The organism is Capillibacterium thermochitinicola (assembly GCF_013664685.1).
Lineage (GTDB): Bacteria > Bacillota > UBA4882 > UBA10575 > UBA10575 > Capillibacterium > Capillibacterium thermochitinicola.
Window position 1 is genome coordinate 55,923 of sequence record NZ_JAAKDE010000016.1, and the last position, 21,994, is coordinate 77,916.

Consider the following 21,994-nt stretch of genomic DNA (forward strand, 5'->3'; position numbering starts at 1 on the left):
AACAAACGAAACCCTGCTGTGCGCGTGACGAAGCTGATGTATTGAACCAACACATTTACCTAGGGAGCCGATCTCCGGGCGTGGCGTGTAAGCCTTGGCGAAGGAAGGACACACAAAAGCGTCTGGGTAGGCACCCACCTGTTGAGAGCGGGTTCAGGTAACCTTCAGCCGTAAACGACATGGCGGGGTTTCTTTCTTTTTTGGGTATGACCACGACGAAAAAACCAAAGCGTCAAGGGGGCTGGTTCATTGCAATCCACCGTCAAGGCGGAAAAAAAAGAACTGCGCGCCGTCTACCAGACGAAGCTCGCGCAGATCCCGGAAGCCAAAGTCCGGCGATGGAGTGCCCAGATCTGTGCGCGGGCTTTAGCCTTGCCGGTCTTACCGGACAAGCAAGTTATAGCGGCTTATTGCTCCTTTGGCCACGAGGTGGCTACCCGGCCGCTCCTCGCCGGTTTGCTGGCGGCAGGCCATGTTTTAGTCCTGCCCGTGGTGGACCGGCAAAGCCGGATGATGGAGTTCCGGCGCGTCGACAGTCTGGATGCCTTAACCCCTGGCGTTTACGGGATTTTGGAACCCCGGAGCGGAGAGTTATGTTCCCCGGAGGAGATTGAGCTGTTCTTCATTCCCGGTCTTGCTTTTGACCGACAGGGGAACCGGTTGGGCCGCGGGGGCGGGTATTATGACCGTTATCTGTCCACGGTCAGACCGGATGCGGCCAAAATTGGGCTTGCTTTTCAACTGCAGATCGCCGAGGCCCTCCCTGTTGCTCCCCACGATATAAAAGTCGATGCGGTCCTAACCGAGCAGGAAATTATCTGTTACGTTTAAATCCGCCAAAGAGCATGATGATCCCAAGGATAATCAAGAAGAACGGCAACAAGTCACGAAAACGCGGCCAGGGAAATAGGGCACGCCACAAGAAGAACAATCCCAGGACAATCAGGATGATGCCGCCCCGCCGCCACCGTTGTTCATCGTCTTCCGGGCTTTCTTGGACTTCGGTCCGGTCCCAGTTGTCGTTCTCTTCGGGAATAATGAAACAAGCAATCAGATAAACAAGTCCGCCACCGAACGATAACGACAGGAGCCACAATAACCGGATTACCGTGACATCAACGTTGAAATAATCGGCCAACCCTCCGGCCACCCCGGCGATTACCCGATCCTTTCGGGATCGGTACAGACGTTTTGGTTCCACCAGGCAAGACCTCCTTTTACTTCCTCTTGTCTTTCCTATCTTACACCATGATTTGCGGACAAGCAATCTTTCGGCAGGAAAATAACGCCCGCGGCAAGAACCTGATCCACAAGAATCAGGAGATGGGGGCGTAATTAATGCTGCAAATTATTCGACATCCCGATCTCTACCGGGATCCGGTCGGTGCGATCCGGGACCTGATTGGAGATGAATGGCCGAAGTCCGGTGACCGGAGACTGGTGTTCATTTTTTCCACCCAAACGCTCTTGGAGTACTGGGAGGAACAATTACTGCCGGCCTTCGGCAGTTGGGGCGGGGTGCGTTTTGTCCTGTTCGATGGTTTCGTCCGGGATCTATTACAAGAAATCCGTCCGGACCTTTCCGACTTGACACCCGGGGGCAGCATCTTGCTTTTACGGTTGGCCGTTGCCGAGCTGGCCAAGGAGGGAAGAATCCCTTATCTGGCCAAGGCCTTTCCGGCGGTCGGTTTTTACGCCACCCTTCGTCAGGAGATCAGCCTTCTGAAACGGGCGGGCCTTGATCCCGTCTCCTTTGGCCACCTGGTACGGACGGCAGATCAACCATTACATGAGCTGGCTGCGGTCTATGCACGTTATCAACAATTACTAAGTGAGCGGCATTTGGCCGACGGGGAAGAAAAATACCGTCAAGCGGTGGCCGAAAGTGACAAAGTCCTCCCTTGGCTCCAGGGGAAAGAACTCCTGGTGATCGGATTTACCGATTTTACCCGGCAACAAGAAGCCCTCTTACATAACCTCAGTAGTCAGATGAAGGTGACCGTGGTCTTTGATCACGGGCTGGCCGACCGGCATGAGCTCATCCAACCCACTTTGCCGAGCGGGGAAAAGACGCAAGAATTAATCTATTCCCCGCTGAAAGCAGGGCAGGAGGCTATGGAAGGCCGCCTTTTGCTGGCCCATCTCCAGCAGAATTTGTGGGCCGGTCCTCCGGGGACGGATCCCCCTGGTTCCGACGGGAGCGTAGAATTGCTAAAAGTTAAAGGGGGAAGCCGTCACGAGCTGGTAGCGGTGGCCAATGAAGTGAAAAGATTATTAGCGGCCGACCCGTCCCTGACGCCCGGAGATATCGCGGTTGTTACACCATACCCGGTGGACGAGGTTTACCGGATCTTAACGGCGTTTGGACTCCCGGTGACCGCCCAGATCAGCGGCTCCTTGGTGCAGGAACCGGCGGCCCAGGCCTTACTGCAACCTTTCCGGGTCATCTTGTCCGCCTTTGAATGGGCCGAAATGGTTAAATACCTGCGTTGGGGCGGGGTCTATCCACCGGGACAACTATACCGGGTAAACCCGCCGGCGACCTTGGCCGAATGGGAAACAACTCTGACCGCGATTTTCGCTGACAAGGAGGAACAAGGGGCGTGCAGTAAAGCTCTCCTCACTTTTCTGGCCCGGATCCCGCAAAAAGCCACTTATGGGCAATATTTCCAACTCTGTCTGGACTGGCTGGATCATCCGTTGCTTTTGGATAACTTCATACCTCCATCCGAAGGGGCTACGCCCTTTCTCCAAGCCAGATTTGTGCAGACCTCCTTTCTTGGTAAACTTCGGAGTCTGGTCCAGAAAGGTTTGAGTTTAACGGCGTCCTATGCGGCGCTTGAAGTCCAACTGGCTGATTTCTATTTAACACTCGAAGCCATGCTGTCCCAGGAGGTGACGACGAAACCAACTTCCTGGCGAAGCGGCATCAGGGTCTTAACCCCAACGGAGGCGCGGGGGTTGAGCTTTCGGGTCTCTTTTCTCGTCGGTCTCAACGAAGGGGTTGTCCCGCGTTTAACCCCGACAGGATGGCTTTTACGGGAAGAAAGGGTTCTCGACTTGCCCCTCGCTTCCTTGTTGCCGACCAATCGTGAGCAATTACGACGGGAACGTTTGCTCTTTTCTTATCTCCTGAAAACAGCCCGGGAAAAACTGGTCCTCAGCTGCTGTCAGACCAATGAGGAAGGGGAAGCGGTTAACCCCAGTTCCTTCTGGGAAGACCTGATCGAGCTCTTACCCGGTGCGCAACCGATTAAAGAGGTAGAGACAGGTAGCCTGATTGCGCCCTTCTCTTCGTTCAACTCTGCCGCATTAGCATCGGAGGTTGACGAAAAGATCCGGGCGGCGCTCGCGCGGCAACGGGCCGGGCGTGCCCGCAACGGTTATTTGGGTCCGTCCGAAGCTCAGCTCCTCCGGGCCAAACTGAGTGACAAACCTTTTGGCATTTCGGCTTTGGAGGAGTATATGACCTGTCCTTTTCTTTATTTTTGCCGGCGGTGGCTCAGGATCGATCCCCTGGGCGAACCGGAGATTATCCCTTCCCGGTTGACGGAAGGCAGTATTGCCCATTTGGTGTTGAAAGAATTTTTCCACCGCCACCGGGGAGAGGTTTTGCTGCGGAAATCTTTGGACATGTATCTGACCGAAATCCGGAATTTGGTCCAAAAGCATTACCCACAGGCCGAAGCAAAAAAGTCAATGCTCCACCACAATCTGTTGGTCTTGGGGCGAGAACACTTAATTTCCCTGTTAACCAGAGTAGTCCAGGAAGAGGTGGCGTGGGGGGAGAAAACCGACGGTCGCTTTATCCCCCGCTATTTCGAATTGGGCTTTGGCGGCCTTCTACACGACGCCGACGCCAGTTCCACGCCCCAGCCGCTGGTCTTGACGGCGGAAGACGTTCCGCCCGACCGGCCGCCATTAAAAATTTGGGGGAAGATCGACCGGGTTGATACGGATGGAGCCGGGAATTTCATCGTCTATGACTATAAAACAGGGACGCTGCCGGCCCAAGGGGAGATTCTCAGCGGTAAGCGCCTGCAGCTTCCCCTGTATCTCCTGGCGGTGAGCCGCCTTTTTCTCCCGGAGGGGAGGCCGGTGGGTGCCGCCTATTACAGTCTGCAACAGGCCAACCGGTTGAGGGGGATCTGGCGTGCGGAAGCGCAGGTGCTAGGGATTGGTACCCGCAACATCCTGACGGACGAGGAGTGGACGGCAACGCTGAAAAACGCCGTGACGGCGGCGCTCCAATCCTACCATGCCATCCTCCAGGGGGCCTTTCCTTTCTGCCCACCGAAGTTATGCCCGGATTACTGTGAATTCTGGTCAATCTGTCGTCAAGGGATCTGGGGAAGGGAGGATCAAGATGCAGCTGAATGAGGAACAACGACGGGCCGTTGAAGATTTTTCCACGGATCTGCTGGTCATGGCCGGGGCCGGGACCGGGAAAACCAGAGTCCTGACCCAAAAATATCTGCATTTATTGCAGACGCGCCGATGTGAAGTGCCCCAGATCGTGGCTGTCACTTTCACCAACAAGGCCGCTGCGGAAATGCGGGACCGGATCCGGAAAGCAATGGTGGCTATTTACCACCAGAGCACCGGTGCGGAAAGGGAATACTGGTCCCGACAGGTGGAGTTATTGGAAGCGGCGGCGAAGATCACCACCATCCATGGCTTATGTCTGGGGCTTTTGAAACAACACCCGGTGGAAGCCGGCATCGATCCGCAGGGGAAGATCCTGGATGAAGGAGAGGAGTACCTCTTTAAAACAAAAGCGGCAAAAACAGCCTTAAGTGCTCTGTTGGCCGCCGACGACGACGGGTTTAACCTTTCGGTGGTGCTGGCGCTCGGGACCCACTTCTTTCTGGAGCAGCTTCCGGCGCTATATAGCACCCTGAAGGAAGCCGGAGTCGAGGTGGAAAAGCTGGCGCCGTCCGCTCCGGAGGGGGAGTTCGACCGGAAATTGGCTGCCGCCAAAAAGGACTTAACCAGCGCCCTCTTTCACCTGCAACAACAGGCCGGTACCGTCCGCCTGACCCCCCGGGCCCAGGAACTGTTGACCACCCTTTTTGCCCAATGGCCGGCTTACCGGGAAGCGTTGGCCAAGACGGATCGGTTAGACGAAACAGGAGCCAAGATCCTGGCGGAGCTTGTAGGTTTTCTCCCCAAAAACCTCAACAAGCAACTGCGTTCGGCCATCGACACGGTCCACGACCAGGTGGAGGCGGTCAGAAAAGCCCTGGCGTCCCGGGAGGCGGCCGCACAAAAACCGGTGATCCTTGCTTTTCTCCGTCTTTTCGATCAAGAATACAGCAGGCTGAAGCAGATGGAGGGGAAACTTGACTTTACCGATCAACTCTTTTTAGTCCGGGAAATGCTCCGCACCCACCCGGCTATCGCCCAGGAATACCAAAAGCGCTTTGCCTACTTTATGGTGGATGAGTTTCAGGATACCAACAGTCTACAGTGGGAGATCATTCAGCTCCTGTGCGGGGAAGGACACCGCGAAGGACGGTTGTTTCTGGTTGGTGATCTGAAACAGTCGATCTACCGTTTTCGGGGGGCGGAAGTGGAGATCATGACCGCTTTGGCCAACGCCAAACGCGAAGGGGACGGTCAAGTGCTGGTCTTGGCGAAAAATTACCGGACTAAAGCGACGATTGCCGCCGTGATCAATCATCTCTGCCGTACCGTCTTTGCCAGCGAAGGCTTTCCCTACCATCCGCTGGTACCGGCGGGCGAAGAGGAAACCCGGGAAACCGGGGTCGAAATCTTACTTGCGGACGAAGACGAACCGGCACTGCTCGCCGCCAGAATCAAGCAGTTGGTGGAGGAGGGAACGCTTCAGGTCCGGAACGGAAAAATCAGCCGGGCGGCACAGTACGGTGATGTGGCCTTGCTCTTTCGGACGAAAACCAGGATTAAAGCATATGAAGATGCCTTCCGGGCGCAGGGGATCCCTTATCAGGTTACCGCAGGGGTCGGTTTTTACGCCCGGCAAGAGATTCAGGACCAGCTGAACCTGCTCCGTCTCGTCGAATGTCCGGATGATGCCCTTGCTTTGGCGGGGGTGTTACGATCACCCTTCTGTCAGGTTTCCGACCGGGGGCTTTTCTGGCTGGCCCATCCCGACGGGCTTACGAAAGGTTTTTGGGCGGGGGAGGAGGCCGCCGCTTATCCGCGGGAAATCCCCGCCCCGGAAAGACAACGTCTGGCACGGTTTAGGCAGTTTTTGGCCGCTTTGGGCCAAAATGCCCACCTGCTCACGATTCCGGAGATCCTCCGCGCCGCCTGGTCCGAAACGGGTTATTTGGCGACAGTGGCCGCTTTGCCGGAAGGTGAACGCTGCCTGGCGAATCTGGAAAAACTGATCCTGCGGGCGGAAGATTTTGCGGCAAAAGGCTACTCCGGTCTGCGTGACTTTGTCGCTTTTTTCCGTCATCTGTCCACCTTGGAGGTGCGGGAAGGAGAGGCGACGGTACCGCAGGGTGAGGGGAACTTCGTGCAGATGATGACGGTACACGCGGCGAAAGGATTGGAGTTTCCGGTGGTGGTCCTCCCCGAGCTGGACCGGGAATTTAACCTCTCCGCCCGGACGACCGTGGCTTACCATAAAGAATACGGGCTTGTCCATAAAATAAAGGACCCGTCCGGGTCGTGGCTGGAGACGGAGGCGACCGCGCAGTTGAAAGCCGTGGAGAAAAGGGCGGAGATCTCGGAGTTAAAGCGCCTGTTCTATGTCGGTCTCACCCGGGCCCGCGATTATTTATTATTATCCGCCACCGTAAAGGAGGTTAAAGCCAAGAGCATTGATGAGGGATGTTCTTGGCTGGACTGGTTGGCACTGGTGTGGCCCGGTTTGACCACCGCGGAGGAAGGGCTCCATCTCCTTGCCGATCACCCGGTTAAGCTCACCCGGTCGGTACCGGTCGCCGTTCAGGCGGGACTGGCCTTAGACCAGCAGAGAGCCCAGACCGAGGAGATCGCCGCCACCCTTGAATTACCTGTTACGGCGCAAAAAATGACGACCCGCCGCCTCTCGTTAACGCCACTCCTCACTTTCCAGGAGTGTCCCCGCCGTTTTTACTGGCAACACCGTCTGGGGAGCGACCCGACGACGGTTCCGGTGCCTCCTGGTTCGCCCGGGGAAAAGGTCGTCACCAATTACAGTCTGCTCCTGGGGGAAGTCTTTCACCGTTTGATCTCCGGGCCGGCTCTAAACAAGGCCGAAGCCGAGTCCGCGTTGGCCGGTTGGTTCCATGCGTTGCCGGCGGAGGAAAGGCAAGCCGCCTTTACCCAGGTGAATCTGATGTACCAAAACTACCTGGCCAGCCCCTTCCTGCCGGAAACGGGGGTGCGGGTGGAAAATGAGCTTCCCTTTGTCCTGGCCTTACAAAACGTCATCATCAAAGGGGTCATCGACCGGATCCTCTTCTATCCCGACGGCCGGATCGTGGTGGTTGATTTTAAAACCAACCGCCGCCTACCGCCGCCGGGGAAGATCCGCGACCGCTATTATTTCCAAGTTTACCTTTACGCCTTGGCGATCCGCGATATTTACCGGCGGTTGCCGGACGAAGGCTGGATCTATTTTGTCCGCCCCAATCTTAAACTGCCTTGCCCCTTGACCGAAAAAAACCTCGGGGCGACCGAGGAACAGATCTTGAAAACCGTTGAGTATATTACCACCCACGATGATCCGGCGGATTATCCTCCCGGAGAAGATTGTGAGTTTTGCCCCTTTACGCCTTGGTGCAAGGAAGCGGTCTCTTCTTCATGGTAAGCAAAGGCGCTGTGGTTATGGATGGATTCGAAGCTCTCCACCTCCAAACGGAACCATGAAACTTTTGGTTCACGGCGTAAAGCAAGTACTGAGTCGCGGAGGATGTCTTCGACAAACTTGGGGTGGTCGTAGGCCTCTTCTGTCACGTACTTTTCGTCTTCCCGTTTCAGAACAGGATAAACACAGGAACTGCCCTGTTCCCGGAGGAGCAGGATCAGGTCTTCAATCCAAAGATAAGTTCCGGGCCGGCAACGGACGGAAGCCCGGATGACCGCCCGCTGGTTATGGGCCCCGTAGCGGGAGATTGCTTTACTGCAGGGGCAAAGGGAGACAACGGGGACATGGACGGTGAGGCGAAAATCATAGCCGGAATCGGTCAGCCGCCCCCAAAACTGGCAAGAGAAATCCAAAGGGGAGGACAGGCCGCTGACCGGAGCCGTGACCGGCATGAAGTAACGAAAATCCAGGCTTAGCTCGGCCGCCGAGGCTTTGAGCTTTGTTTTCAACTCCGCCAACATCAGCTTTAACTCCCGGCCGGAGATGGGTTTATCACCCCAAGCCACCAGGACCTCCATGAAACGGCTGAGGTGGGTTCCCTTATATTGCTCGGGTAGGTTTACGGCGGCGGTGATCTTCCCTAAAATCTGCTGGTAACCGCCGTCGCGGGTGGCAATCAGAAACGGAAGGTGGACCCCCTTGACGCCAACCCGTTGAATTTCAATACCCCGCTGGTCCAAGCGATTCTGCACATCTTCCATGGCGATACCCTTTCCGCCAGTTTGAAACCGGCAAGATTTTTCTCTTTTTCTTCTATATTCGCACCATTAGGGAAGCTTCCTTTTTTTTAACCCAGTGTTTCCACGCATAATGCTTCTTCCTTTTGTAAAAACTCTTAAAGACGGGAACTTAAGGAGGAAGTATGATGCGGAAGCAATGGCGAACAATAGTTATCCTTTCCTTATTAATTGGCCTGCTATGTGTCCAGCCGGCACTGGCGGCCCTTCCCTTCACGATCCAGTCGGAATCGGCTTTGCTGATGGAAGTCTCCAGTGGCGAGATCCTTGTTGATAAAAACAGTAAAAAGCCGCTGCCGCCGGCCAGTATCACCAAGATGATGGTGATGCTCCTCGTTATGGAGGCGGTGGAGAGCGGGCAGATCAAACTGACGGACAAAGTCGTGGCCAGTCCGGAAGCTTGCCGGATGGGTGGTTCCCAGATTTGGCTGGAGCCGGGCGAAGAGATGACTGTCGAAGACTTAATGAAAGCCGTCGGTATTGTCTCCGCCAATGACGCCAGTGTTGCGCTGGCCGAATACATCTCCGGCTCACACGAAGAGTTTGTGAAATTGATGAATAAACGTGCGGAAGAGCTTGGCTTGGAAAACACGAAATATGTTAATGCCACCGGGTTGTCGCCTGACGGTGGCGGGCCCGGGAATGTAACATCCGCCTACGATCAAGCCATCCTCGCGCGGGAACTGCTTAAACATCCGACGGTTTTAAAATGGACGGGAGCCTGGATTGACAGTCTCCGCGGCGGTGAATCCTTTCTTCGGAACACCAACAACCTGGTCCGGTTTTATGAGGGTTGTGACGGCTTAAAGACCGGCTACACCACTGAAGCCGGTTATTGCCTGGTGGCCACCGCCCGGCGGAACGGGGTACGGTTGCTGGCGGTGGTGATGAAGGCACCTACTTCCGCCGTGCGGAACAATGAGATCACAAAACTGTTCAATTATGGTTTTAGTCAGTTCAAAGCCTTAAAAGTGTTAAGCAAGGGCCAGGTGCTTGGAAAGACCAAAGTCATGAAGGGCGGCGTCAGCGAAGTAAACCTCGTTGTCCCCGAAGATGTGCTGGTCGTTTTAAAGAAAGATGTCCAAAGCACCCCCGAAGTTTTGGCCCAAATCCCGCCAAAAGTGAGGGCGCCTATAGCGGAGGGGGAAGCGGTCGGCCAGATCATCGTGAAGGTTGACGGCGAAACCAAAGTGACGGTTGATTTGGTGGCTGAACAAGCGGTCGAAGAAAGCGGGTTCTTCCGTTTCCTGTGGCAAATCGGTAAAAGTATGATCGAAAGATTTTTTCGCTAATCTGGACTTACCATAACCGGAAAAACCGCCTGTGGGCGGTTTTCATTTGGCCGGCTTTCGCCGGCCTTTTTTGTGGTTTTTTCGAACGGTTTGGCGGTGGGCTTCCGCAATTTTTGGAAAATTGATCCTTTTTCCGGCAGGAAAATCCTTTTAGATGCCGAAAAGAGGCTTGAGAACTATGCCATGATTAGGGGGGATTCCAGTTTGAAATTGGAACTAAAACGGAACGGTCGGGTTTTAACTGTTCAAGTCTCCGGGGAACTCGATCTTTCAACCTCCCCGACTTTTCGGAACCGTATTGAAGAGGAACTAGGGCACAACCAGGAGATTAACCATCTGATCCTGGATTTAAAAGAAACCAGTTTCGTTGATAGTTCAGGCTTGGGGGCAATTCTAGGGCGCTATAAATCCATTGCGCAACGAAACGGGAAGCTGACTGCGGTTAATGTCCCCCCTCATCTCCAACGCCTTTTTGAACTGTCGGGTCTGTTAAAAGTCATGACGATCTGTTCTTCCCTCGAGGAAGCCCAAAATATAGAGTAAGGAGGCTGGCCAGGGAATGAAGGAAAATTATTTGAATATTTCTTTTCCCAGCTTACCCGATAATGTCAGTCTTTCCCGTGTGATTGTCGCTTCTTTTGCCGCGCAGCTTGATTTCACCCTTAATGAGCTGGAGGAAATTAGGGTCGCAACCTCCGAAGCAGTGTCCAACTGTGTGATCCATGCCTATCCGGACCACGTTGGGGAGGTGCGCCTGGAATTAAAGATCAAAGATGACACCCTGATGATCGAGGTCATCGACGAAGGTTGCGGCATTCAGGATTTGGATCTGGCCAAAACACCGGCCTATTCCACGGATCCGGAGCGTATGGGGTTGGGGCTGGTCTTTATGGAATCTTTTATGGATGAAATGACCATTGAATCCCAGCCCAATCAAGGGACAAAAGTTTTAATGGTGAAGAAACCCGAACGGAGTAAAAATAGTAGCCATGATTGTCAATGACAGTCAACCCAGTCCCGATCGTTTGTCCCATGAGGAGACCCGCGCCTTACTCAATCAAGTTGCGTCCGGGAATGACCAAGCCAAGGCGGTTCTGGTCGAACGCAACTTGGGTCTGGTCAAAAGTATCGTGGGCCGTTTTGCCGGGCGGGGGGTCGAATACGATGATCTGGTCCAAATCGGGGCCCTGGGTTTAATGAAAGCAATTGAACGTTTCAATCCGGAACTGGAAGTTAAGTTTTCGACATACGCCGTCCCTTTGATCATCGGTGAGATCAAACAATATCTCCGGACCGATGGCTTGATCAAGGTGAGCAGGGGAGAGAAGGAACTGGCGCAGAAGGTGATGCGGGCGCGGTCCGATTTTATTGCCGCGCATGGGAAAGAGCCGACCCTCGCGGAATTGGCCGAGCTTACTGCCCTAAGCCGGGAAGAGATTGCGACCGCCCTCGAGGTAAGCAAACCCCTTACTTCCTTACAAGAGGTAGTTTACGAAGAAGACGGAGCGGCCTTAACCTTGGAAGACCAGGTCGGTGCCGAGGTCGAGGAAGAATTGGTCGAGGATTTTGCTCTCCGGCAAGCCCTGCACCAGTTGGAACCAAGATTGAGAATGATTATTGAAGAGCGTTTTTTTGGGGAAAAGACCCAGCGTGAGCTGGCGGAGAAGTTCGGGGTCTCTCAAGTTCAGATCAGCCGCCTGGAGAAAACCGCCCTTTGCCGGCTTCGCGAGCTCCTCCATGAGCAGATCTGATTCTTTTTTAATGATGGCCGTTACGGCCATTTTTATCGTGGGTGCATAAAAAAGGGAGGATCTATAACGTTGACAACGAAGTAGGAAAAGTTAATCTTTTCTACTGGGATAAAAGTTGGACAAAAAGGAAGGAAAACAGCGATGGCATTTTCGTTGCGTCTGATCTCCGCCAATCAACCGGCCGCAGTTTGGCAAGAGATGATCCGTATCGGGGTTACGCCCGAAGGTTTGGAATTGATGATTGGCAAAGGAGAGTTCCTGATTGTTAAAGTAAGCAATATTTCCGCCCCGGCGGCGAATATTTTGAAACAAGAGATGCTGGCCAAAGGGGGCGAGGTTGCCCTGGGGAAAGAGATGGCTTACTTAAAGGCGGAGGCCGGGGAGGCTATTATCATGGGCACCCGTACCCAATACCGGCGTTTATTGGAATTGCTGCCCCGGCAACCTTTTGGCCTTGCGGACCTGGCGCGGGAATTAAACCGCCTCTTGACCAACCTTGAAGGAGGGCCGGCGCCGCTGACGATTAAAAACCGGCGTTTTGAATGGGGAAAAAGGACTTATATTATGGGGATCATCAATATCACGCCCGATTCCTTCTCCGGTGACGGCCTTTTGGGACAGGAGCATTTGCTGACCAAAGTCTTGCGTCAGGCCGAAGCGTTTTTTGAGGCCGGGGCCGACCTCTTGGATATTGGCGGCCAATCAACACGGCCGGGTTATACTGAGATTAGCGAGGAAGAGGAGAAAAGACGGGTCCTTCCGGTGCTGGAAACCCTGGCCCAAAAAATTCCGCTTCCCTTATCGGTGGATACTTATAAGCCGGCGGTGGCGAAGGCGGCTTTAGCGGCGGGTGCGGATCTGATCAATGACATTTGGGGCTTACAAAAGGACCCCGCGATGGTCAAGGTTGTGGCGGACGCCCAGGTGCCGGTGATTGTGATGCATAATAAAACGACGCCGGAATATACGGATCTCATGGGTGAAATTGCTGCCTTTCTCCAAAAGAGTATTGATTTGGCTGTAGCCCATGGTTTACCAAGGGAAAAGATCATTATTGATCCGGGTATTGGTTTTGGCAAGACACCCGAACACAACTTGACCGTTTTGAACCGTTTGGATGAGTTAAAGGCATTAGGGGCGCCGATCCTGCTGGGAACCTCCAGGAAGTCGGTGATCGGTCATGTGCTGGATTTGCCGGTGGACCAGCGTTTGGAGGGGACGGCCGCCACGGTCGCGGTGGGGATTGCCCGCGGGGCCCATCTGATTCGTGTTCATGATGTGGAAGCGATGGTCCGGGTAGCCCGCATGACCGACGCGATCATTCATTCCGCAAATCATTCTCACTAAAAACAAAAACAGAAAGGACCAGAGACTTGCCGATTATTGCAGTGGCTTTAGGAACCAACATTGGCGACCGGGAGGAGCATTTACGGAAAGCCCGTGCGGAACTGACGGCTCTCCTCAACAACGTGGTTTTTTCCCGGGTGTACGAGAGCGAGCCCGTTGGTTACCTGGATCAACCTTGGTTTTTAAATCAAGTCTGTGTCGGCGAAACACAGGAGCTGCCTTTAACTTTGCTGTATAAATTTAAAATGCTGGAAAAGGCGGCCGGTCGTACGGAGGGACCGCGCTTTGGTCCCCGTCCCCTTGATTTGGACATCCTGTTCTACGGGTCTTGGGTCATGGCCTCTGACCTTTTGACCATACCCCACCCCCGGTTACTGGAAAGATCCTTTGTCATCCGGCCTTTGCTGGAACTGGTTCCCGACTGGGTGGATCCCCGCAGTGGACTAGGGTTGAAGGAAATATGGGAAACGAAGAAAGACCGTCTTTCCCGCTGTTACCCAGTGATATAGAGTACTTACCATAGAAAGGAGTATTTTCATGGCAGAACTGATTGATTTACGAAGCGATACGGTGACCAAACCCACGGCCGAAATGCGCAAAGCAATGGCCGCTGCGGAAGTGGGGGATGATGTTTATGGTGAAGACCCGACGATGCGGAGATTGGAAGCAATCGCCGCGGAGAAGATCGGGAAGGAGGCCGCCATGTTTGTCCCCAGTGGTACCATGGGCAACCAAGTGGCGGCGATGACCCATTTGCAGCGGGGGGATGAAGTAATCCTGGAGGCCGAATCGCATATCTTCTATTATGAAGTCGGAGGACTCGCCCTCCTTTCTGGCGTCCAGACCCGGACCATCCAAGGGCGGAAAGGCTTTATGGAGCCGGCACAGATTGCTGCGGCCATCCGGCCGGACGATCTTCATTTTCCCCGCACTGGATTACTTTGCTTGGAAAACACCCATAACCGGGCAGGCGGAGCGGTGCTCACCGCCGAACAAACCCGCGTAATGGCCCAGGTGGCCCATGAGCGGGGAATACCGGTTCACCTGGATGGCGCACGCATTTTTAACGCGGCCATCGCCCTGGGCACCGATGTCCGGGAACTGACCGCGCCTGTTGACTCGGTGATGTTTTGTCTTTCGAAGGGATTGGGCGCGCCGGTCGGTTCGCTCGTGGCCGGAAGAAAAGACTTTATTGACAAGGCGCGCAAAGTCCGTAAATTGTTGGGAGGGGGATTGCGCCAGTCCGGAATCCTGGCGGCGGCCGGGATTGTCGCCCTGGAACAGATGGTTGACCGGTTAGTGGAGGATCATGTCAACGCCCGGCTACTTGCCGAGGGATTGGCCAATATTCCCGGGTTAACGATTGACCCTGATGCTTTTCCCACCAACATTCTGATCTGTTCCGTGGCCAAACTTGGCATTTCCGCCCAGCGTTTTTCCGCTCTCCTTGCCCAACACGGGGTTTTGGCCAACCCGACCTCGCCCACGGAAATACGTTTTGTCACCCATAAAGATGTGACCAAAACACAGATTAAATCCGCTCTGAACATTATTAATCAGATCGTGAAGGCGATCGATCAATTTTAACAATTTGGATCGAGGATTGACATCTTTTATTACCGCAGGATATAATTTGAATGAACCGGAAATTTGTGAAAATCGGATCAATGTTCATGAAGGAGGAAAGAACATGACTTCGCTGGCGGAACTGGAAAAAATCCGGGACCAGGCACGACGTCTAACCGAATTACGGGGAGAGAAACCGCAAACCAAAGTAGTCATTGGGATGGGCACCTGTGGAATTGCCGCCGGGGCACGTGAAACCATGAAGGCAATTCTTGATGAAATTAACAAACGCAATCTCACCGGGATTGCGGTGACGCCAACTGGATGCTTAGGCCTTTGCGAACAGGAACCCATTGTCGAAGTGGAAATTCCGGATCAACCCCGGATTGTATATGGGAAAATTTCGGCCGAGAAAGCCCGGCAGATCGTGGCGAAACATTTGGTGAACAATAACATTATCGATGAATGGGTCATCGGCCGTAAATAGGATCGGCAGGACTTTCACCAATACATAAGGATATCCTGATTAATCCCGAACTGCTTAACTGCTTAATTATATTTAAATTATAATGTAGAGAAATTTGTGCGGGAAAAGAAGCCACACAAAAGCCAGACAACTGGATGCGGTTGATAAATGCCGAAAGGAAGTGAAAAACCTTGGTGATGGTAAGTGTGACCGTCGATGGTCAAAAAGTAGAGGTGCCAAAGGGTAGTACAATTTTGGAAGCCGCCCAAAAAGCCGGCATTAAGATCCCAACCCTTTGTCACCATGAAGATTTAAAGGTTAACGCCATGTGCCGGATCTGTGTGGTGGAAGTTGTGGGGGCGCGCACACTCCAAACGGCTTGTTCGCAACCGGTGACCGACGGTATGGTGATTATTACCAATTCACCCACTGTACGCCAAGCGCGCAAAATGAATTTAGAGCTTCTCTTATCCAACCACCCCCAGGATTGTTTGAATTGTGTCCGCAACCAACGTTGTGAATTACAGGCTTTAGCCGACCAATTGGGGGTCAGAGCGCAGTCCTTCCCGACCCCAAAATGGCCGGAATATCCAAAAGACGAGTCAACGCCCGCCCTCGTCCGGGATCCGGATAAATGTATTCTTTGCCGGAGATGTGTGGAAGTCTGTCATGAGGTACAAGGGGTGGGGGCGATTGGCCCCGCCAACCGGGGGATGGAGACCCAAATCCTCCCGGCGGGCGGAGAGAACTTGAACGATGTGGCTTGCGTCCTCTGCGGCCAATGTTCGTTGGTCTGTCCCGTGGGTGCCATTTACGAACAGGATCATACGGAACGGGTCTGGGCGGCACTGGCGGATCCGGAAAAACATGTGGTGGTCCAAACGGCGCCGGCGATCCGGGTCTCCATTGGCGAAGAGTTTGGTTTGGAACCGGCCCGGGTTACCACCGGCAAACTGGTTGCTGCCTTGCGACGGTTGGGCTTTGACCGCGTCTTCGATACTGATTTTACCGCCGATTTAACAATTATCGAGGAAGGCCATGAACTGATTGAACGCTTGAACAATGGTGGCACGCTCCCGATGATTACTTCCTGTAGCCCGGGTTGGATCAAATACATCGAGCACTTTTACCCCGAGTATTTAGACCACCTTTCCACTTGCAAATCGCCGCAGCAGATGTTTGGTGCGCTTGCGAAGACCTATTACGCGGAGAAGGCCGGAATCGACCCGAAGAATATTTATGTGGTCTCCATCATGCCTTGTACCGCCAAGAAATTTGAGTGCGGTCGTCCGGAGATGTCCGCTTCCGGTTATCCCGATGTGGATGCCGTTTTAACCACCCGCGAACTTGGGAAAATGCTCCGGCAGGCCGGGATTGATTTTAACCAGTTACCCGAAGAACAATTTGACGATCCCTTCGGGATTACGACCGGTGCCGGTGTGATCTTCGGGGCCAGCGGCGGAGTAATGGAAGCCGCCCTCCGGACCGTCTACGAAGTGGTCACCAAAGAGCCATTACCGTCCGTGGACTTTACCGCCGTCCGCGGCATTGAAGGGATCAAAGAGGCGGAGGTAGATTTAAAGGGAACGAAGGTTAAAGTAGCGGTGGCCAACGGATTGGCAAATGCCCGACAATTGATGGAGTTGATTAAAGCCGGAAAAGCGGATTACCAATTTATCGAGATCATGTGCTGTCCGGGTGGTTGTATCGGCGGTGGCGGTCAACCGATCGGCACGACCAATGCGGTCCGGAAAAAACGGATTGAAGCGATCTACGAAGCCGATCGTGGTTTACCGTTGCGCAAATCCCACGAAAATCCGGCCGTCAAAACCCTGTACGAAGAATTCCTGGGTCAGCCCTTGGGTGAAAAGAGTCATCATTTACTTCATACCCACTATACCAAGCGGGGCAAATACCCGGTGGCAGCGGTTAAATAACGCGCAACCCCCGGTTAATCAGGTCATTAACCGGGGTTTTTATTCTCATTTTTTTATCGAAAAAAAAGAAAAAAAAGACCTATTGACTTAAATGTGGTTTTGTGTTATTATTAATTTTGCTTTGGGGGGGTAGCCCAGTTGGTTAGAGCGCTACGTTGACATCGTAGAGGTCAGCGGTTCGAGCCCGCTCCTCCCCACCATATTTGAGAAAAAGGCAGGGAAGACCTGCTTTTTTTGCACACAGGACCCGGTTGCCAAAATGTCCGCCGCACGCATAATTTTTACTATCGTTAAGTACTTGTAAACCCGCTGGGCTTATGCTATAATGTGAGTAAATGGCGGGCAGTTTCGACCAGAATAATGGAAGGGGAGGGGTTTTATGATCCTTTCCGCAGAGTTTTTCTGGAAACTATTTGAGATTACCGGGTCGATCACAGCCTATCTGTTATATAAAGAACTGATAAACCTCAATTAAATTTAATTATACGGAAAGACGAGGAAGGAAAGAGTAACCGCACGGAACGGCACAGGGAGGAATGGTAAATTGAGAACATTCCCCGGGAAGGCGGTTATCGTTCGTTCTGGAGTTGCTAGTTGAAATTGGAGTAGGCTATGCCGGTTTCCACCGTTATCGGAAACGACCCTTGCCGGGCAGGCAAGGATCGGTAAAGTGGAGTCGGTATGACTAAGATGGGTGGTACCGCGGAAGTTAACCTTTCGTCCCAATGGCGGGCGGGAGGTTTTTATTTTACTATTTTTATTGGTTCAATTGGGAAGGAGGGTTTTTTATGCAAGATGAATTGAAAACCATTCAAGAACAAGCCTTGCAGGAGATTCAGGCTGCCGCTTCTTCGCCGGAACTGGCTGAGATTAGGCTGAAGTACTTTGGGAAAAAGGGTGTTGTCACCAAATATTCGCGGACACTCGGGACCCTTTCGGCGGAAGAGCGTCCGCTGGTTGGCAAAGCCATTAATGAGCTCCGTGAAAGGCTGGAGACCGAGCTGAAAATCCGCCAAGCGGAGATGGAACGGCGCGAAGCGGAAGCCAAATTTGAACGGGAAAAGATCGACGTTGAACTCCCGGGTCGACGGCCGCGCCGGGGCCACCCCCATCCACTGCAAATCATCATTGAAGAGATTACCATGACCTTTTTGGGGATGGGTTTTTCGGTGGCGGAAGGTCCAGAAGTGGAATTTGATTATTATAATTTTGAAGCCCTGAACATACCGCCGGAGCACCCGGCACGGGAGATGCATGATTCGCTTTACATCACCGATAATATCCTTTTACGCACCCACACTTCTCCTGTGCAAATTCGGGCGATGGAGAAGCTCTATCCCGAGCCCGTGCGGATTATTGTCCCCGGCCGGGTTTACCGCCGCGACGCTCTGGATGCGACGCATTCACCGCTTTTTCACCAGATTGAAGGGCTGCTGGTGGATAAGGGAATAACCTTTGGCGATCTGAAAGGGGTCTTAACCGTTTTTGTCAAAAAATTCTTTGGTGAAGACCGGCAGGTCCGGTTACGACCAAGCTTCTTTCCCTTCACCGAACCCAGTGCGGAAGTGGATGTCTCCTGTGTCTGCCAGGGTAAGGGGTGTCGCATTTGTAAGAATACCGGCTGGATTGAGATTTTAGGCTCCGGTTCGGTTCACCCCAAAGTGCTGGCGATGGCCAAATATGATCCGGAAGTCTATTCGGGTTTTGCCTTTGGCATGGGAGTTGAACGCATCGCCATGCTACGGTACGGGATTACGGACATCCGCCATTTTTATGAGAATGACTTTCGTTTTCTCAGTCAATTTTGCTAAGGGGGGAATAAGGATTGCGTGTTTCATATAGATGGTTACAAGAATATGTTCCGGTGGAGCAAAGCCCAGAGGAATTGGCCGAGCTTTTAACCATGGCCGGGCTAGAAGTCGATGAGGTAATCAATCTGGGCGCTGCCTACCGCAGCCTCAAAATTGGTCAGGTTACCAGCCTCCAGCCCCACCCCCGCGCCGGGCAGCTCTTGGTCTGCGGAATCCGTTTGCCCGGTGGCGAAGTGACCGTCGTCACCGCCGCCACCAACCTGAAAGTGGGGGATAAGGTGCCGGTTGCCCTGCCCGGCTCAATCCTCCCCGACGGGAAAGCAATTCAGCCGGTCGAATTTCAGGGTGTTGTCTCCCAAGGGATGCTCTGCTCCGAAGAAGAGCTGGGTCTGGCGCGAAAGTCTGAAGAAATCATGGTCTTACCCCGCGACACCGACTTAAATACTGATTTACCGGCTGTTTTAGGATTGGACGACCATGTTTTGGTCTTGGAGTTAACCCCAAACCGGGCTGATTGTTACGGCATGCTGAATTTCGCGCGGGAAGTGGCGGCCCTGACGGGGTCACAGGTAAAAATGCCCCAATTTTCCGTCCAAGATGAACTGGAACAATCCATCCATGATTTGGTCACCGTTGAAGTGTTGAATCCCGAACTGGCTCCCCGCTATGCAGGACGGGTCTTCCTCAATGTCAAAGTCGGGGAATCGCCCTTATGGTTAAAGACTCGTCTTCTGGCGGCCGGGATGCGTCCCATCAACAACCTGGTGGATCTGACCAACTATGTAATGTTGGAGTTTAACCAACCGCTCCATGCCTTTGACCTTAACCGGATGAAGGACCGGAAGATTGTGGTCCGCGCGGCACGAGAGAATGAGCTGATTCAAACCCTGGACGGCGAAGAAAGAAAACTAAGAGCCGGCCAACTGGTGATTGCCGATGCTGAGCGGCCGCAGTGTATCGCCGGTGTAATGGGGGCGTTTGACAGCGAGGTAACCGTGGCGACCAACAGCATCTTTTTGGAGTCCGCCTATTTCTTGCCGGTCAGTATCCGTCGAACCGCCCAGGAGCTTGCGATCCGTTCCGAAGCCGCCATCCGTTTCGGAAAGGGCCTGGATCCGGAGAGCGTAACTCTGGCTTTGGACCGCGTTGCCTTCCTAGTCCAACAACTAAAGATTGCCCAGGTGGCGAAGGGAACTATTGACTTGAATTTCCGCCCCCCGGCGGCACGGAAAATTTGGTTCCGTCCGGAGCGGATCAATGCCTTACTCGGAACCCGGCTGGAAAAAGAGGAGATCATGGCCATCTTCCAGCGGTTGAATTTCCAAACGGAGGAAGACAAGGCTGCCGGGAAAACCTATCTGGTACCGCCCTCTTACCGGTTGGATATTGAGAACGAAGCGGATCTGGCGGAAGAAGTTGCCCGGATCTACGGTTACAACAATATTCCGGCGACCTATCCCGCGGCCCAGATCGTTGGGCGGCTCACGCCGGAACAAGAGTTTTCCGCCAAAGTCAGGAACCTTCTTTTAGGGCTCGGGTTAACCGAGATCATTACCTATAGTTTTCTCGGGGAGAAAATGTTCGACCGCTTGAACATCCCGGAAGGGCATCAATTGCGCCAAACAGTTAAGATGATGATCCCCTTGAGTGAAGAAGGTTCCATGCTGCGCACCACTTTACTCCCGGGAGTCTTGGAGAGTTTAAGCTACAACGCCAACCGTAACCACCACGATCTCCAGGTCTTTGAGATCGCCCACGTCTATCACCCCAAGGAGAAGGCGGAAGAATTACCCGACGAACCCTTGCATTTGGCCGGTGGGCTCAGTGGACGGATTAACGAACCGGGGTGGAACCAAAACGACCGGGAAGTCGATTTTTACGACGGGAAAGGTTTGCTCGAAACGCTTTTTGACCATTTACGGGTTGAAGGCGTCCGCTTTCGCCGGGGCGAACACCCGGCAATGCATCCGGGCCGCACGGCAGTGGTTGAAGTCGCCGGCCACCCAGTTGGCTTTGTCGGCGAGATTCATCCCGCGGTGAAAAAGGAGTTCGACCTGACGACTCCGGTTATCCTCTTTGAGCTCAATTTGGATTTGCTCTGGTCCGCGGTGGATAAAGAGATCATCCGCGTGGCACCCCTTCCGAAGTTCCCGCCGGTCTTGCGGGATCTCGCTTTGGTCCTGCCGGAAAAGTTCAGCGCGCAAGCAGTTACCGACCTCTTCCGGGAGATCGGCGGGGACAAGTTGGAAGCGGTGAACCTCTTTGATGTCTACCAAGGCGATAAAATCCCGGCCGGCTGCCGGAGTATGGCCTTTTCCTTGACTTTCCGGACGCCCGACCGCACTTTACAGGATGACGAGGTCAATACGATTATGGAAGCGATCATCGCGGCGGCGGCTGAACGTTTTGGGGCCCAGCTACGAAGTTAAGAATGGAGGTATTTTGGTTACACCCCCTGGGTAAAACAGGGGGTGTTTTTGTTCTGTCATTTTAGGTAAAAACATGGAAATTAAGTAATTTTCCGGTTGTTCTCGGGATAAATAATTGATGGACAATGTCCGATATTGGGAATGAGAACAAGGAGGGGGGCGTTGGTTTGGTCCTGAAGAATCTGGCGACTTCATGGGCACAAGCGCTTGCCCGGAAGACCGGGGAAACCGACCAATACAAAATTGCGTTGGCCCGTTACATGCTGGAAAGTCTCCTTTCGACCTTCCTTTCGCTCCTTTGCATTTTACTGTTTGGACTGATCTTTGGCGTTTTAAAAACAGCACTTCTCCTGACATTGGTCATGTCGGCCTTGAAGGCGGTGATGGGCGGATTACACTTGAAAACGCCACTCCGCTGCGCGCTGGTCGGGGCGGTCATGACCATCATCCTTAGTTATCTAGCCCTTTCCTTCCCTTATCTCCAGATGCCAAAAGCGGTACAATGGGGGATCTTTGGCTTGCTGGTTTATATTGTCTGGAAAAAAGCACCCCGGGAGGCAAAGGGAAAACCCCTGACCGCCCCGCAAAAGAGGGGATTGGCCCGTAATTCGCGGGTCCTGATCCTGCTGGTTGCGTTTATTTGTTGGTGCTGGCCGGAGGGGGCTGTCACCAATGAGCTTTTCTATGGAACGGCTTTTCAAGTTCTAAACCTGACCGTTCCGATGGCAAAGGTAATTGATGGGCTTGACCGTCTCTTTGACCATGGTGTAAATAAGTTTCATAGTTTTACCGAATTTATAGGGAAAGGAGGATAG

18 protein-coding genes, 1 tRNA gene and 1 other RNA gene are annotated in these 21,994 nt (G+C 53.5%); 18 read left to right on the plus strand and 2 right to left on the minus strand.

What is annotated here, in order from left to right:
- Positions 1–7 precede the first annotated feature (7 nt).
- Together ssrS and G5B42_RS08610 are read left to right on the plus strand one after the other, a co-directional pair.
- A non-coding RNA gene (gene ssrS / locus G5B42_RS08605) (6S RNA) lies at positions 8–193 on the plus strand.
- A 56-nt stretch (positions 194–249) separates the two neighbouring features.
- Positions 250–831 (plus strand): 5-formyltetrahydrofolate cyclo-ligase, encoded by a 582-nt coding sequence (locus tag G5B42_RS08610; RefSeq protein ID WP_181340067.1) that lies wholly within the window; start codon positions 250–252, stop codon positions 829–831.
- Here G5B42_RS08610 and G5B42_RS08615 read toward each other — a convergent pair.
- On the minus strand, positions 815–1,201 hold the full coding sequence (locus G5B42_RS08615; RefSeq protein WP_181340068.1) for a PspC domain-containing protein: 387 nt from the start codon (positions 1,199–1,201) through the stop codon (positions 815–817). The genes G5B42_RS08610 and G5B42_RS08615 overlap by 17 nt on opposite strands.
- Before the next feature lie 137 nt (positions 1,202–1,338).
- Here G5B42_RS08615 and G5B42_RS08620 point away from each other — a divergent pair, with 137 nt between their 5' ends.
- Together G5B42_RS08620 and G5B42_RS08625 are read left to right on the plus strand one after the other, a co-directional pair.
- Entirely contained in the window at positions 1,339–4,380 is a 3,042-nt protein-coding gene (locus G5B42_RS08620; RefSeq protein WP_181340069.1) for a PD-(D/E)XK nuclease family protein, read from the plus strand.
- The gene (locus G5B42_RS08625; RefSeq protein WP_181340070.1) at positions 4,367–7,786 is read left to right on the plus strand and encodes a UvrD-helicase domain-containing protein; all 3,420 of its coding nucleotides are present in this window, start codon (positions 4,367–4,369) and stop codon (positions 7,784–7,786) included. Before G5B42_RS08620 ends, G5B42_RS08625 begins: the two co-directional genes overlap by 14 nt.
- On the opposite strand, the gene folE2 is transcribed toward G5B42_RS08625, so the two are convergent.
- The gene (gene folE2, locus G5B42_RS08630; RefSeq protein WP_181340071.1) at positions 7,711–8,544 is read right to left on the minus strand and encodes a GTP cyclohydrolase FolE2; all 834 of its coding nucleotides are present in this window, start codon (positions 8,542–8,544) and stop codon (positions 7,711–7,713) included. The two genes, G5B42_RS08625 and folE2, sit on opposite strands and share 76 nt — an antisense overlap.
- A 164-nt stretch (positions 8,545–8,708) precedes the next feature.
- On the opposite strand from folE2, the gene G5B42_RS08635 reads away from it, so the two are divergent.
- The 14 genes from G5B42_RS08635 to G5B42_RS08700 all read left to right on the plus strand — a co-directional run bounded on the left by G5B42_RS08635 (position 8,709) and on the right by G5B42_RS08700 (position 21,994).
- Entirely contained in the window at positions 8,709–9,872 is a 1,164-nt protein-coding gene (locus G5B42_RS08635) for a D-alanyl-D-alanine carboxypeptidase family protein (protein WP_181340072.1), read from the plus strand.
- 204 nt (positions 9,873–10,076) lie between these two features.
- The gene (locus G5B42_RS08640) at positions 10,077–10,415 is read left to right on the plus strand and encodes an STAS domain-containing protein (RefSeq protein WP_231133382.1); all 339 of its coding nucleotides are present in this window, start codon (positions 10,077–10,079) and stop codon (positions 10,413–10,415) included.
- A gap of 16 nt (positions 10,416–10,431) precedes the next feature.
- Entirely contained in the window at positions 10,432–10,875 is a 444-nt protein-coding gene (spoIIAB, locus tag G5B42_RS08645; protein ID WP_181340074.1) for an anti-sigma F factor, read from the plus strand.
- Positions 10,862–11,623: a sigma-70 family RNA polymerase sigma factor gene (locus G5B42_RS08650; RefSeq protein ID WP_181340075.1), complete on the plus strand. Its 762-nt coding sequence runs from the start codon at positions 10,862–10,864 to the stop codon at positions 11,621–11,623. Before spoIIAB ends, G5B42_RS08650 begins: the two co-directional genes overlap by 14 nt.
- A gap of 141 nt (positions 11,624–11,764) precedes the next feature.
- Positions 11,765–12,970 (plus strand): dihydropteroate synthase, encoded by a 1,206-nt coding sequence (folP, locus tag G5B42_RS08655; protein ID WP_181340076.1) that lies wholly within the window; start codon positions 11,765–11,767, stop codon positions 12,968–12,970.
- 26 nt (positions 12,971–12,996) lie between these two features.
- Positions 12,997–13,479 (plus strand): 2-amino-4-hydroxy-6-hydroxymethyldihydropteridine diphosphokinase, encoded by a 483-nt coding sequence (folK, locus tag G5B42_RS08660; protein WP_181340077.1) that lies wholly within the window; start codon positions 12,997–12,999, stop codon positions 13,477–13,479.
- 28 nt (positions 13,480–13,507) lie between these two features.
- Positions 13,508–14,557 carry a low-specificity L-threonine aldolase gene (gene ltaE, locus G5B42_RS08665; protein ID WP_181340078.1) on the plus strand — a complete coding sequence of 350 codons (1,050 nt, stop codon included), beginning with the start codon at positions 13,508–13,510 and terminating at the stop codon, positions 14,555–14,557.
- A gap of 103 nt (positions 14,558–14,660) precedes the next feature.
- A complete protein-coding gene (locus G5B42_RS08670; protein WP_181340079.1) occupies positions 14,661–15,023 on the plus strand; it encodes a (2Fe-2S) ferredoxin domain-containing protein in 363 nt (120 codons plus the stop codon).
- Between the two features lie 170 nt (positions 15,024–15,193).
- The gene (locus G5B42_RS08675; RefSeq protein ID WP_181340080.1) at positions 15,194–16,939 is read left to right on the plus strand and encodes an NADH-dependent [FeFe] hydrogenase, group A6; all 1,746 of its coding nucleotides are present in this window, start codon (positions 15,194–15,196) and stop codon (positions 16,937–16,939) included.
- A gap of 123 nt (positions 16,940–17,062) precedes the next feature.
- Positions 17,063–17,139 (plus strand) — tRNA-Val (locus tag G5B42_RS08680).
- Positions 17,140–17,318: 179 nt separating this feature from the next.
- Positions 17,319–17,414 (plus strand): YqzL family protein, encoded by a 96-nt coding sequence (locus G5B42_RS08685; protein WP_187350989.1) that lies wholly within the window; start codon positions 17,319–17,321, stop codon positions 17,412–17,414.
- Between the two features lie 313 nt (positions 17,415–17,727).
- Positions 17,728–18,750, plus strand: a complete 1,023-nt coding sequence (gene pheS / locus G5B42_RS08690; protein WP_181340081.1) for a phenylalanine--tRNA ligase subunit alpha — start codon at positions 17,728–17,730, stop codon at positions 18,748–18,750.
- A 14-nt stretch (positions 18,751–18,764) separates the two neighbouring features.
- Positions 18,765–21,179 carry a phenylalanine--tRNA ligase subunit beta gene (gene pheT / locus G5B42_RS08695; RefSeq protein WP_181340082.1) on the plus strand — a complete coding sequence of 805 codons (2,415 nt, stop codon included), beginning with the start codon at positions 18,765–18,767 and terminating at the stop codon, positions 21,177–21,179.
- A 125-nt stretch (positions 21,180–21,304) separates the two neighbouring features.
- Positions 21,305–21,994: an accessory gene regulator ArgB-like protein gene (locus G5B42_RS08700; protein ID WP_231133383.1), complete on the plus strand. Its 690-nt coding sequence runs from the start codon at positions 21,305–21,307 to the stop codon at positions 21,992–21,994.

Excerpts from the sequence above, each read along its gene's own strand:
- G5B42_RS08620 (WP_181340069.1), top strand. The coding sequence starts at position 1,339 with ATGCTGCAAATTATTCGACATCCCGATCTCTACCGGGATCCGGTCGGT.
- G5B42_RS08625 (WP_181340070.1), top strand. The coding sequence starts at position 4,367 with ATGCAGCTGAATGAGGAACAACGACGGGCCGTTGAAGATTTTTCCACG.
- folE2 (WP_181340071.1), bottom strand. The coding sequence starts at position 8,544 with ATGGAAGATGTGCAGAATCGCTTGGACCAGCGGGGTATTGAAATTCAA.
- G5B42_RS08635 (WP_181340072.1), top strand. The coding sequence starts at position 8,709 with ATGCGGAAGCAATGGCGAACAATAGTTATCCTTTCCTTATTAATTGGC.
- spoIIAB (WP_181340074.1), top strand. The coding sequence starts at position 10,432 with ATGAAGGAAAATTATTTGAATATTTCTTTTCCCAGCTTACCCGATAAT.
- G5B42_RS08650 (WP_181340075.1), top strand. The coding sequence starts at position 10,862 with ATGATTGTCAATGACAGTCAACCCAGTCCCGATCGTTTGTCCCATGAG.
- folP (WP_181340076.1), top strand. The coding sequence starts at position 11,765 with ATGGCATTTTCGTTGCGTCTGATCTCCGCCAATCAACCGGCCGCAGTT.
- ltaE (WP_181340078.1), top strand. The coding sequence starts at position 13,508 with ATGGCAGAACTGATTGATTTACGAAGCGATACGGTGACCAAACCCACG.
- G5B42_RS08670 (WP_181340079.1), top strand. The coding sequence starts at position 14,661 with ATGACTTCGCTGGCGGAACTGGAAAAAATCCGGGACCAGGCACGACGT.
- G5B42_RS08685 (WP_187350989.1), top strand. The coding sequence starts at position 17,319 with ATGATCCTTTCCGCAGAGTTTTTCTGGAAACTATTTGAGATTACCGGG.
- pheS (WP_181340081.1), top strand. The coding sequence starts at position 17,728 with ATGCAAGATGAATTGAAAACCATTCAAGAACAAGCCTTGCAGGAGATT.
- G5B42_RS08700 (WP_231133383.1), top strand. The coding sequence starts at position 21,305 with ATGTCCGATATTGGGAATGAGAACAAGGAGGGGGGCGTTGGTTTGGTC.